Source organism: Acinetobacter sp. LMB-5, from assembly GCF_001541635.1.
Lineage (GTDB): Bacteria > Pseudomonadota > Gammaproteobacteria > Pseudomonadales > Moraxellaceae > Acinetobacter > Acinetobacter pittii.
The window spans coordinates 271,606-284,465 of the sequence record NZ_LRDR01000005.1 but is presented as its reverse complement, the minus strand read 5'-3'; the positions used below and the strand labels follow the sequence as shown (position 1 = coordinate 284,465).

The 12,860-nt window shown below is 36.7% G+C and carries 12 protein-coding genes and 1 pseudogene; 5 read left to right on the top strand and 8 right to left on the bottom strand.

Annotation, left to right across the window (positions count from 1 at the left end; all coding sequences use genetic code 11):
- Window positions 1-13: 13 nt before the first annotated feature.
- Window positions 14-910: a DMT family transporter gene (locus AW165_RS08370; protein WP_060465489.1), complete on the top strand. Its 897-nt coding sequence runs from the start codon at window positions 14-16 to the stop codon at window positions 908-910.
- 295 nt (window positions 911-1,205) lie between these two features.
- Here AW165_RS08370 and AW165_RS08365 read toward each other — a convergent pair whose 3' ends face one another.
- The 3 genes and pseudogenes from AW165_RS08365 to AW165_RS08355 form a co-directional block, all read right to left on the bottom strand.
- Window positions 1,206-1,550, bottom strand: coding sequence for a hypothetical protein (locus AW165_RS08365; RefSeq protein ID WP_060465488.1), 345 nt, complete (start codon window positions 1,548-1,550; stop codon window positions 1,206-1,208).
- Between the two features lie 258 nt (window positions 1,551-1,808).
- The gene (locus tag AW165_RS08360) at window positions 1,809-2,078 is read right to left on the bottom strand and encodes a hypothetical protein (RefSeq protein WP_060465487.1); all 270 of its coding nucleotides are present in this window, start codon (window positions 2,076-2,078) and stop codon (window positions 1,809-1,811) included.
- Between the two features lie 99 nt (window positions 2,079-2,177).
- Window positions 2,178-2,577, bottom strand: a pseudogene (locus tag AW165_RS08355) (AraC family transcriptional regulator ligand-binding domain-containing protein); the annotation flags it as partial.
- Window positions 2,578-2,706: 129 nt separating this feature from the next.
- Here AW165_RS08355 and AW165_RS08350 point away from each other — a divergent pair.
- Window positions 2,707-4,167: a coniferyl aldehyde dehydrogenase gene (locus AW165_RS08350; protein WP_060465486.1), complete on the top strand. Its 1,461-nt coding sequence runs from the start codon at window positions 2,707-2,709 to the stop codon at window positions 4,165-4,167.
- Window positions 4,168-4,218: 51 nt separating this feature from the next.
- Here AW165_RS08350 and AW165_RS08345 read toward each other — a convergent pair whose 3' ends face one another.
- The 4 genes from AW165_RS08345 to AW165_RS08330 form a co-directional block, all read right to left on the bottom strand.
- Window positions 4,219-4,584, bottom strand: a complete 366-nt coding sequence (locus AW165_RS08345; protein WP_060465485.1) for a hypothetical protein — start codon at window positions 4,582-4,584, stop codon at window positions 4,219-4,221.
- A gap of 238 nt (window positions 4,585-4,822) precedes the next feature.
- Complete coding sequence (locus AW165_RS08340) at window positions 4,823-6,286, bottom strand: amino acid permease (protein ID WP_060465484.1); 1,464 nt, start codon at window positions 6,284-6,286, stop codon at window positions 4,823-4,825.
- Window positions 6,287-6,684: 398 nt separating this feature from the next.
- The gene (astA, locus tag AW165_RS08335; protein WP_060465483.1) at window positions 6,685-7,779 is read right to left on the bottom strand and encodes an arginine N-succinyltransferase; all 1,095 of its coding nucleotides are present in this window, start codon (window positions 7,777-7,779) and stop codon (window positions 6,685-6,687) included.
- Window positions 7,776-9,011 carry an aspartate aminotransferase family protein gene (locus tag AW165_RS08330; RefSeq protein WP_060465482.1) on the bottom strand — a complete coding sequence of 412 codons (1,236 nt, stop codon included), beginning with the start codon at window positions 9,009-9,011 and terminating at the stop codon, window positions 7,776-7,778. Before AW165_RS08330 ends, astA begins: the two co-directional genes overlap by 4 nt.
- A 135-nt stretch (window positions 9,012-9,146) precedes the next feature.
- On the opposite strand from AW165_RS08330, the gene AW165_RS08325 reads away from it, so the two are divergent.
- Window positions 9,147-9,569, top strand: a complete 423-nt coding sequence (locus AW165_RS08325; protein WP_002120489.1) for an Lrp/AsnC family transcriptional regulator — start codon at window positions 9,147-9,149, stop codon at window positions 9,567-9,569.
- Window positions 9,570-9,681: 112 nt separating this feature from the next.
- Here AW165_RS08325 and AW165_RS08320 read toward each other — a convergent pair whose 3' ends face one another.
- Window positions 9,682-10,131: a hypothetical protein gene (locus AW165_RS08320; RefSeq protein ID WP_060465481.1), complete on the bottom strand. Its 450-nt coding sequence runs from the start codon at window positions 10,129-10,131 to the stop codon at window positions 9,682-9,684.
- A 467-nt stretch (window positions 10,132-10,598) separates the two neighbouring features.
- Between AW165_RS08320 and AW165_RS08315 the strand changes: the two genes are divergently transcribed.
- Together AW165_RS08315 and AW165_RS08310 are read left to right on the top strand one after the other, a co-directional pair.
- Window positions 10,599-12,029 (top strand): gamma-aminobutyraldehyde dehydrogenase, encoded by a 1,431-nt coding sequence (locus AW165_RS08315; RefSeq protein WP_060465480.1) that lies wholly within the window; start codon window positions 10,599-10,601, stop codon window positions 12,027-12,029.
- A 28-nt stretch (window positions 12,030-12,057) separates the two neighbouring features.
- Entirely contained in the window at window positions 12,058-12,828 is a 771-nt protein-coding gene (locus AW165_RS08310; protein ID WP_060465479.1) for a nuclear transport factor 2 family protein, read from the top strand.
- Window positions 12,829-12,860 lie beyond the last annotated feature (32 nt).

Genomic DNA, 12,860 nt, shown 5'->3' with positions numbered 1-12,860 from the left:
AACTCATTTCGATATGCAAAATCAGACTGCTCCAAATCTCCCCTCAACTCAACTTGGAAAAGCACTGCTTTGTCTTATGACATCGGCATTATTATTTTCCATTATGGGAGTGTGCATTCGTTTTGCTTCAGAAACAGTGGACAATGCGACCGTCGTATTTTTTAGAAATGCAGTGGGTTTATTTATTTTTATTCCGATGCTGTTTAAACAGGGTTTAGACTTTATTAAAACCGATAAACTCTGGATGCACACGTGGCGAAGTCTAGTGGGACTTGCTGCAATGTATGGTTTTTTCTATGCCATTGCGAACTTAAAACTATCAAATGCCATGGTTTTTAGTTATTCATCTCCTATTTTTATTCCACTCATTGCATGGCTTTTCTTAAAAGAAAAAATTACCAAATCGATGATTTTTGCCGCCGTTATTGGGCTAATTGGGGTTTTATTTGTTGCTAAACCTGACCAAGGCTTATTGAATGCGTTGTCTTTTATTGGACTGGGTGCATGCTTTTTATCAGCCATGGCCTTTGTGACTGTAAGAGCTTTAACCAGTACAGAGCCGCCTGAACGTATCGTTTTTTATTTCTGTGTTTTCGGTAGTTTAATTTCCTCTATTCCAATGTTCTGGCATTGGCGTATTTTCACTTGGCATGAACTAGCTCTACTCATTGCCGCAGGACTTTTAGCAAACATTAGCCAACTGTTTATGTCTTATGCTTACAGCCTAGCACCAGCGGGACAAATTGGCCCAATGAACTACATTGCCATTATTTTTGCAGGAATATGGGGATTTGTTTTTTGGCATGAATTACCGGATCTGTTTAGCATTATCGGTATATTTATTATTTTATTTGCGATTTTGCTCTGTAATCCATTTTTGCAGAAAAAGTTACTCTCTCGATTTAAGTAAAATAAATTTATTATGATTTTAAATTTAACTTACCCTAGAGTAGCTTAATATTAAAGCATCATAACAAATATTTTAAAACCTATATTAAAATTAAATATTATAAATTAATCTCTACAACATATCACAAGCAATATATAATATTATTTAAACCTAAAAACCAATTATATTTATTAATTTTTAATTAACCAAAAAGACTACCAAATTCACTTTAAATAAAATCGAATTAGACTTAATAGCCACTTAAAACAAATGGCTATTAAACCTAAAACAACCTTATTTCACAATAAAATATAAATTATTCATCTAAAGTATTCTCATCAAACCAAACATGCTCCTCTTCTCCTCCCAATATAAATCTATATCCGTAAGGTAATGCCATATAAATTGCTAAATCAGGTCTTTTTTCCAATATATGTGTAAAATGAACATTCTTGAGAGTTTCTATATCACCATCATATTTATCAGCCGTTAACCACCAACCACTCATATGTTTAGGTGATCTATACCTAACACCCTCTATAGGTATTTCTCCCTCTAAAACATCATCAGATACTACAACCAACTGATCTAACTCTACAGGAAAAAATTTTTCTTCATAATGATCACAACATTCTTTCTGAACTTTCAAAATATCTTTCATCGATTCTTAAACTCCAAAAACATACGCCTTTGTTCCTGTGTAACTTGTCCAGCTTGTTTCCCACTGCAATCCTTGCAATGCAGATATAATTTTTTCTAAAGTAAGCTCATTTAATTTATTTTAAAGTGTAAAAATAAGAGTTTTGGGTGTTTTTCTTAAATATATTTCTATTCATCAACTCTTCAAGAACTTAGAGAATTTTTATAAATACTTAAAACTGTGAACACTATAAATAATAGCATTCACATTTTCATTTATTTAGTCCAAATTAAAATATTTCCAAACCTGATTAGTATCATCAAGTTCAGCACCTGTATTTTTTTCAAGATTAACTAATACTTCTAAGGAATTATCTCTATCTAAAAGATGACCGACTCCAACATAGTGACATTCATCGTCAACATCATTCCCACATAAGAACTGCCAATCTCCATCTTCATCACGGATTACCAATAAAACAGGTTTTTCTTTATGAAATATATGGGGACAGCAATAAACTCCAAAATCTCTTTGAAACTGTTTACTCATATTTAAGGTATCCCGTTATTAACGTTTTAACATTTCTAAAATTCTAACATTTGGATTCGGCAGAGCTCATTCTTTTTCAGGCATTTTCCCACCTTTTCCACTAGCCCCCATTACATTCCCTGCAAGCTTAATGTGTCGGATGCCCAGATCTACCGCTTGTCTAAAATTACGCGAAGAGTAAAGCGTGTAACCATATACCCCAAAATCAGACAATCGCTGCTTTTGTCCTGCGCGTAGTGCAATTAAAGGATCGTGAGATAGTTTTTGAATATTTTGAAATAGCTGAATTTTTTGGACTTGGGAAATATATAGAGGATTGATTCATCGTATCTGGCGAAATATTTGTGCCAGATAGAACATCTGATATTGAATGGCCTTGCAAACCCATTTCATCAAATAAACTGGTCAAACCTAGCAAATATGTATTGGCACCTAAGGATGTATTATCATAATTTCCTTCGATAATAGCATTTGTATCTTTATAAAGATTTTTAGGCATTTAACTCACACCATTCCTAGAGTGACTTGCATAATGGCACTAAACTACCTCTTGTTGTCTCAATTTAACATCGACCATACAACGCTTCAAGCATAAAGTATGATAAGCAAAAGTATGGAAGGAACAATAATGGAACGCTCCACTTTAAAAGAATATGGCGGCTCTGCCACTGAACATATGGAACTTATTTTTTCCAAACAACGTGCCAATTTTGAGGCAGATCCCTATCCAAGTCTTGAAGCGCGCCGCACAAAACTGCATCAACTTAAAAAACAAATTATTCGTTATCAAGATGCTTTAGCTGCCGCGATTAATTCTGATTTTAGTTCAAGATCACTTGATGAATCCAAATTACTCGATTTGCTTGGCTCTGTGTTGGAAGCCGATCATGCGATTCATCATTTACGCCGCTGGATGCGCCCAAGTAAACGCCGTACCGAGCTTTTATTTTTATCAAACCGTTTAAGCGTGCAATACCAACCTAAAGGTGTGGTTGGTGTAATTGTTCCTTGGAACTTCCCCGTTTATTTAGCACTTGGCCCGCTCATTGCCGCTTTGGCTGCGGGCAATCGAGTCATGATTAAACTCCCTGAAATTACCCCAAATACCAATGCAATGCTTCGACGCATGGTTGCCGAAGTCTTTAATGAAGATGAAGTGGCTGTGTTTGGTGAAGAAATTACAGACCCAGCAAGATTTACCTCGTTGCCATTTAATCATATTGTCTTTACTGGCTCCCCAGCTATTGGCAAAGTCGTCATGCGAGCAGCAGCTGAAAACTTAACACCTGTTACACTCGAATTAGGTGGTAAATCACCTGCAATTGTAAGCCGCAACTACCCGCTTGCCGATGCGGCAAAACGTATTACGCATGGTAAAGCAACAAACAGTGGTCAAATCTGTGTAGCACCTGACTATGCGTTGGTTCCTAAAGAAAGTATTGATGAGTTTGTGGATGCAGCAAAATCCAGCTTTATAAAAATGTTTGGTCAAAACATCACAAACAATGAGAATTACACATCGATTGTAAATGACCGTCATTTAAAACGTATTCAAGATATTTTGACCGATGCACAAGAAAAAGGTGCCCGTATTATTCCTTGCGACACGTATAGCTTCAATCAACAAGGCCGTAGAATGCCTGTACAGATTGTGCTGAATTGCACACCAGATATGCGGATTATGAAAGAAGAACTCTTTGGCCCTATTTTACCTGTGGTGGCTTATGATTCTTTAGATGATGCGATCACTTATGTGAAATCGGATGAACGACCTTTAGCACTTTATTGCTTTACGCATAGTTCAGTAGAACGTGATCGTATTTTGCGTGAAACTCATTCGGGTGGCGTGACCATTAATGACTGGGGATGGCATGTAGTTAACCATGATGCTCCTTTCGGGGGTATCGGCAACTCAGGTATGGGGTCATATCATGGTGAGGAAGGTTTCCGCGAACTTTCACATGCAAAAACTGTATTTATTCGTCATCGGTTTTTCCCAACTCAGCTTTTCCACCCTCCTTATGGAACATTCCTACAAAAACTAGCGATTCGCTTTTTCTTGAAAAAAGGCGATCCGAATATTAATTAAGAGCCGATAAAAAAGCCTCGTAATGAGGCTTTTTTATCGGCTCTTAATTAATCAACCGGACGTAATAGAAAAATTATGAAATTTACAGATCTTTAAATAAGTATCTTCAAATAATTTTTCCATTTTAGGATTCCCATCATGATAGTCATCCCAAAATTCTCCACTAAACTCTTTAGGTTCAATAGTCGTCGTTATAGTATCTTCCTGTCTATAAAATGAAATTTCCCAACCTTCAGGTATACTAGGATTAATTATTTCAAATTTAGAAATTTCTACAATAACAGGGGTACCATCTGAATCACGGCGAACGGATACCTTTGTTTCATTTCGATATTCATTAAATTGCATCCCAAAACAGATATAACTTTTCCCAATAGTAAAATCGTACAAATTACTATCATTACACTTAAGTATCATGAGATTACTATTCCTTTTACTTTGTAATCTTTAGTTTTAAAACAATTTAATTCGTTTTAATATTTATGACTATATTTAAAATCCTGAAAAATATTTCAAATCTTACAATAATTTTCTGAGTAAGTTTTCTATTAAATGTTGTAACTATAAACAAATTATCTTAATCAAAAAATATTATTTTAAAAATAAAAAAGCTAGGCACCCACCTAGCTTTAATATAAAAACAACTATACTCGACTTAAATATAATCAACCTTTTGAGCTTTTAAGATATCAAGCTGCAACATCTTTTTCTTTTTATATTTATAGGCAATAAACAAACCAATAAACCAGATTGGTGAACACTCAAGTGCAATTAAAGTATCATGGTCTAAAGCCAAAATTACGATAGTAAACACTAAAAATAACATCGTCATCCATGCCATAAATAAACCACCCGGCATTTTATATTTTGATTGGATGTGTAGTTCAGGGCTTTTCTTACGATAATAAATATATGAAAGCACAATCAACATGAATGTAAAAATACATAAAATTGAAGTCAGCGCTGAGATAATCGTAAATGCTGTCATGACATTTGGAACAATAAATAAAATAGATGTTCCAACCGTTACGCACGCCATTGAAAATATAAGTCCGCGAATTGGAACTTTTCTTTTTGAGAGTTTACTAAAGCTTTTAGGTGCATCGTTGTCTAAAGCCAAACCGTATAGCATCCGGCTGGTCGCAAAGATTCCACTATTTGCAGAAGATAAAGCTGAAGTCGCAACAACGAAGTTGATTAAACCTGCCGCAATTGGCAACCCAACTAAAGTAAACATCTCTACAAATGGGCTTTTTTCTGGTGAAACCTTAGCCCAAGATGTGACCGCAATAATACAAACCAATGCGCCCACGTAGAATAATAAAATGCGTAAAGGAATAGAGTTAATGGCTTTTGGAAGTGATTTATGCGGGTCTTTGGTTTCAGCAGCAGTTGTGCCAACAAGTTCAATGCCTACAAATGCAAATATGGCAATTTGGAAGCCAGCCAAGAAACCAGTTACACCATAAGGAAACATCGACTCTGTTTCAAACAAATGGCTCATTGAGGCCTTAACACCATTTGGAGAAGTAAACCCTGTACCTATTAAATAAATACCAGCCAGAATAAATAGAATAATTGCAGTAATTTTGATGAGTGAGAACCAGAACTCAAGCTCACCGAACAATCGAACGGCCACAAAGTTAAGTATGGTTAAGATGGCCAATGATGTAAATGCTGGAATCCAGACGGGTAAATCAGGATACCAAAACTGCATGTACCCTCCGATTACAATTACATCGGCAATCGCAGTAATAATCCAGTTACACCAATAGGACCAACCAAGGAAAAACCCCGCCCATGGACCCAGATAAGCTGTTGCAAAATCGGCGAAGGTTTTAAAATTCGTGTTCGCAAGCAACAATTCACCCATTGCCCGCATCACGAAGAAAAAGAAGAAACCAATAATTAAATAGGTTAAAACAATTGAAGTACCCGAAACACTTAATGTTTTCCCGGAACCCATAAATAATCCAGTACCAATTGCACCACCGATTGCGATCATTTGAATATGACGATTTGTCAGTGAGCGCTGCAATTTCTCTTCTTCTTGCTCAGTCATATGTTGACCACCAAGAAGATCTCCTTCCAGGAACTGCTTTCCGTTATTCTTACTCATGTAATATTTACTCCAATTTATAGCAACTGTCGTAAATGCTTTAATAATAAATAAATTATATGATTATTAATTTAGTCCATTAAACCATTCTAAAGATATTATTAAATCACTTAAGACCTTATAAATTCCTTTTTAAAAGCTATTACCTATAACAATAAAAATTATTCATCAATCCTTTCCTTCATTATTATATTAGCCTACTTTCCAAAATATAATTTCGATAAACAATTAAAATATATAAACTAATTAATATTTTATTGATTTACCCTTTATATAAAAAAGCAGGCTAATTAATTCCAGCTCAGAGAGCAAGATTGTATTTATCCATATACCAATCTTGCGCTAGCGATAATATATTATTCCCTCTTAAATTTGGTGAAATGTATAGTAATTTCCGCTTAATTAACAGCCATTCGCAAATGTTCAGTCGCTTTGAGTTTATTGACCACTTCTGGACTAGAAGCCCGTTTAACGTGAACACTGAGCACACGAACTAAAGAGCCATTTTCAACATTCAATTGTTTTGCCTGTTCTTTTGTTAACTGCAATATGTTTTGGTGCGGTTTGCTATACACAAGAATGGCGCGATAATTTTCATAATCATCATTGGCCACAATGTAAACTTCATCACCTACAGCGATATTTTCAGGTTGTTCAATTTGAACCGTTACAGACTGACTTTCTTTAATCGCTCTTAAATTTTCGATATCTGCTTGCAGCGTTGCGCCACCATCAAAAATATCGACATAGCCTTTGTAGCGCAGTCCTTCTTCAAGCAAGAGATTGTAGGCTGGCCGAGTATTTGGGTGAACAATGCCAATCGCAGCTTTAGCATCGTCCGGCAACATATCGACATAGAGTGGATGTCTTGGCATCAGCTCAGCAATAAAAGCCTTTTGCCCGACTCCACTTAAATAATCGGCTTTGGTAAATTCAATATTAAAAAACTTATGCCCTACCGCATTCCAAAATGGTGATTGCCCATTTGCATCAGAATAGCCGCGCATTTCAGCAACAATCGTTTCTTCGAAATATTGGCGAAAAGCTGACAGAAACAAGAAGCGTACTTTAGATAAAAACTTGCCATTTTTATTTAAGCGATAGTCAGGATCTAAAAATAACGTACAAAGCTCACTACAGTTAGTATGGTCGTTACTCAAATACAAAGTCGGCAAAGCGTTATAAACACTTAACGGTTCAGAAGCATGAACTTGTGTTCCTACATGGAAGTTATACCAAGGCTCTTTTAAACCAAGTGCGACTTCAATACCGCAAACACCGACAACTTTGTTGAGTTCAGTATCTTCTAAAACAAATAGGTAAACCTGATCTGCCTTTGGGAGTGTGCCTGCGACTGTCTTACACGCCCTCTCAATACGAGCAGCAAGTTTTTCCATATTGGGCTGCAAAGATGTCAAACCAAAACCCGCTTTTTTTGCCAACAGGTAAAGGTCATTAACATCTTTAGGTTCGATGTAACGAATAATCATCATGCTGCTTGTTCATCCTTTTGAATTTCAACAAAGCGAGCAAGCGCACGTTCAAAGCGTTTTAAACCTTCATCAATATCAGCAAATGGAATGATTAAAGACGGTGTAAAACGTACAACATTCGGACCTGCAATAAGACTCAGTAAACCTTCTTCACCCGCAAGATTATTAATGTCTTTTGCTTTACCAGCGAATTCATCTTTTAAGGCACAACCAATCAATAAGCCTTCACCGCGAATCGTTTTAAAGACTTCATATTTTTCATTTAATTTATTTAAAGCGTTTTTATAGTAGTCATGACGCTCTTTAACACCATTCAGCACTTCAGGCGTATTAATAAATTCAAATACAGCCCCTGCAACCGCACTTGCTAACGGGTTACCACCATAAGTCGTACCATGTGTACCGACAGAAAAATGCGGAGCAAACTTATCGGTTGTTAACATTGCACCGACTGGGAAACCGCCACCTAGTGCTTTTGCAGTCGTTAACACATCTGGAATAACACCAGAGTTCATGTAGGCATACAGTGCACCCGTACGACCAACACCAGTTTGTACTTCATCAAAAATAAGTAAGGCACCGAACTCATCACACAGTGTACGCAAACCTTTTAAAAATTCGATATCAGCCGGAATAACACCGCCTTCACCTTGGATCGGCTCAACAATGACTGCACATGTTTGTTCATTAATGACTGCTTTTGCAGCTTCTAAATCATTAAAGGCAACATGGTTGATACCATTTGGAAGAGGTGCAAAGTCTTGTGAATATTTAGGTTGACCACCCGCCGAAACGGTAAATAAGGTACGGCCATGGAAAGCATTGTTAAATGCCACAATGCCGCTTTTACCAGCTACACCACTGTCTAGCCCAACTTTACGAGCCAGTTTTAATGCGGCTTCGTTCGCTTCTGCACCTGAGTTACAGAAGAACACTTTATCGGCAAATGTATTTTCAGTGAGTTGTTTTGCAAGGCGTAGAACAGGTTCATTGGTATAACCGTTGCCTACATGCCAAAGTTTTGTTGCTTGTTCTGTTAAAGCATTCACTGCCACTGGATGCGCATGACCTAATGCGTTTACTGCAATCCCGCCTGCAAAATCGATATATTCTTTATTTTCTTGATCCCAAATACGTGAACCCTCTCCACGTACTGGAATGAAATTTGCCGGTGCAAAAACTGGAACCATCCACTCGTTAAAGTCATTACGAGAAACTGCAAAATTATTCATCTTATCTAGTCCATTAAATTGAATTATTAGGCTTAACTGATGACCCTATTATTCAAAATCAAATTGATTCACAAAATTTGTAATTCAGTCAAAAATGAATTATTTTTTACCAATTTGATAATTGACAATTACAATATGGATAACATTGATCAAATTATTTTAGGTTTGCTTAAAGATAACGCACGGATGTCTGTTACCGAGTTAGCCGAAAAAGTTCACGTTTCACGGGCAACGGTCAAAAAGAGAATCGAATATTTAGAGTCTTCGGGCATTATTACCGGATATACGGTTCGTTTTAAACCCAATGCAGAACGCAACGTCATCCGTGCATGGATGAGCATTATGGTTGAAGGCACTAAAGCGCAGTCTGTGATTAAAGAATTACGCCTAGAAAGTGCCGTGGAATGTTTGCATAAAACCAATGGCAAATGGGACATTTTGGTTGAGCTACGCTCTGACACTTTAGAAAACTTCGATAAAGTATTAGAAAGAATCAGGAATATTTCAGGTATTTATAACAGTGAAACCAGCATTCTGCTTGCGAGTCATAAGACCTGAGATTAATAGTTTTCTTATTTTTTCAAGCTAATAACCTACAAACATATTCAATATATTATTCTACAGAATAGGATATCTCTTTCTGTAGAATATATTGAAAGACTATCTATGATCAGTTTGAAATTTTCATTTCAAGAACAAACTCATGCTTTACATTTTCACCAGTTGTATGATCAATTGCTTTCATATCCTCTATATAATAGATAATCTCTATCCTCCTCCCTACAATAAAAAGATTTATATCGGATTCATTATTTAAAAAAATACCTTGCTTCATAATTTTGCCGATATCTTTTAATTCAATATCCATAGTGTCTGGTATGTTGCCATTATCCATATCAGTTGTATAAATACGCCGAATTGTTCCTGATATTTCTTGACGTGGAATTGTCCCCGACTCTAAATTATTTAACCACTCAAGCGAACCATATAGCCCATATGTGCCTTTCAATCCATGCATTGGTCTTAATTCATTCAAAGTTAAAGCCTGAACTTTTTTTATATAATTAGGATCTTTTCTTATTTTATCTCTAACATGATATACCAAATACATAGTTTCCATATATTATTCTCATTTAAAATGATATTTTTTCTTTCAATAAATTATTAATAAGAAAGAATTCTTTACTGAACTTATTTTATCATATGAATTTAAATGAATCTCTAACTCATTATCCTCATTAAAATATAAGATACCTTTGAATAAAACTACAAAGTTAAAATATAAAGCTGAAGTAATTCACTTAACTTTTTGAAAATGATGTTACCTTTCCAAAAACTTACATCTTCCCCTCTCTAAAAAGGTTCAGAACTATCTTGTAGTAGTGAATCAATAGAGAACAATTAAAAATCTTCAATAAATTTTTTAATTTTTTTAAATAATCAAATCAAAAACTTAAAATCCAATTTGATTTAAATTCCAACTTTTTTCACTCAATCCCCTCATCAAAGCATTTGACAGAAAATTTAAAACATAATACATATAGTATTATATGTTATATGTTAAAACCTAAGGACAAGGTATAAAAAATGGCTAAAACTCAACTAAAACACTTTATTAACGGCGAATATGTTGCTAGCAAAGGAAATGATTATTTCGACTTGGTAAGCCCAGTGACTGGTGAAGTTTATGCACAATCACCGAATGCAACTGAGGCAGAAGTTGATGCAGCTTATGCTGCTGCAAAAGAAGCATTTAAAATTTGGGGCCGCAGTACACCTTCGACTCGTCAAAAAGCATTACTGAATTTAGCAGATGCTATTGAAGCAAATGCAGAGCGTTTAATTGAGGCACAAAGTCGTAATACGGGTCAGTTAAAACACTTAATTGCATCTGAAGAAGTGGGTGCATCGGCAGATCAGGTTCGTTTCTTTGCTGGTGCTGCCCGCCTACTCAATGGCACTGCTTCAGGTGAATATTTAGAAGGTTTAACCTCTTCTATTCGCCGCGAACCTGTCGGTGTAGTTGGACAAGTTACACCGTGGAACTATCCACTCATGATGGCTGTTTGGAAAATTGCTCCAGCTTTAGCCGCAGGTAATACCGTGGTACTTAAACCAAGTGATACGACGCCGGAAAGTACGCTTTTACTTGCTGAAATTGCTGCACCATTTTTCCCTAAAGGTGCATTTAACGTGGTGTTAGGCCAAGCTCAGGTGGGTTCAAAAGTTGTATCACATAAGACCCCTGCACTCGTTTCTATTACAGGCTCAGTTCGTGCGGGATTACAAGTTGCAGCTTCTGCCGCAGCAAATCTAGCGAAAGCGCATCTTGAGCTTGGTGGTAAAGCACCTGTAGTGATTTTTGAAGATGCTGACCTCGACAAAGCAGTTGAAATGATTGCTTTAACAGGCTATTTCAACGCAGGCCAAGACTGTACTGCAGCAACGCGTGTAATTGTGGCTGAATCTGTTCATGATGAATTTTTAAGCAAGTTAGTTGAAGCTGCAAAAAATACCCGTTTTGGTGAACCCGATGATCAAGACGCACTTTATGGCCCACTCAACAATGCCAACCAATTAAAAAATGTTAAAGCCTTTATCGACAACTTACCTGCTCACGCCAAAGTTGAAACAGGTGGAAAACAAGCAGACCGTCCAGGCTTTTATTTTGAACCAACCGTTATTAGTGGCTTAAAACAACACGATGAAGCCATTCAAAATGAAATTTTTGGACCAGTGATTACCGTTCAAAAATTTACAGATGAAAATGATGCGATTGAAAAAGCCAACGATGTTGAATATGGCCTAGCTTCAAGTGTTTGGACTAAAGACCATGCCCGTGCCACTCGTCTTTCTCGTGAACTTGATTTCGGTACAGTTTGGATTAACACCCATATTCCTTTAACCGCAGAAATGCCACACGGCGGTTTCAAAAAATCAGGTTATGGTAAAGATTTATCTGGCTACGGTTTTGAAGAATATACTCGCGTTAAACATGTGATGAGTTCAAACGAATAATAACAATGCGTTTTGAAAGGAGATCAAAATGAATAAGCAAGAAATGAAAGACTTGGTGACTAAAGCCCATCACGAGCTATTTAATTTGCACGACACCACTGCTTTGGACCGTTATTTTTCTGAAGACTTTATAGAGCACTCTCCACTGGTTGCAAATGGTCTTTCGGGCCTTCGCCAACTGGTAGAAGACTGCCCCGACATGCAACACGAAGCTGTGCGTGTATTGGCAGACGGTGACTTGGTTGCAATTCATGGCCGCTTTCAGGGCCTTGATGAAAACCCTTTAGTTGGTTTTGATATTTACCGAGTGAAAGATGGCAAAATTGTTGAACACTGGGACGGTCTTGTGGCAGAAGCTGCACCGAATGTAAGCGGTAGAACGCAGTTAGATGGACCAACTGAAATCGTCACTCACCATGATCCAGAGAAAAATCGTGAGATTGTGACCTCGTTCTTTAAGAAGTCATTAATTGATGGCAATTACGAAGCATTTAAAGAATACACTCACGACGATCAGTTCATTCAACATAGTCCAGACATTGGCGATGGTGTTAAAGCAGTCATTGATTTTTTGAACAATATCCGTAATGAAGGACAAGGTTTGGTATACTCCAAAACGCATCGCTCCATTGCTGATGGTCAATTTGTCTTGACACATTCCGAAGGAAGTATTGCCGGAAATCGACATGCCTATTTTGAATTATGGCGTGTGGATAATGGCAAAATTGTTGAACTTTGGGATGCAATACCAGCTGTGCCTGAAGATGAACAGGCCGTCCATCAATATGGCGTGTTTTAATCATTTATCCGTTTCATTAAGCTAAGTCTCTG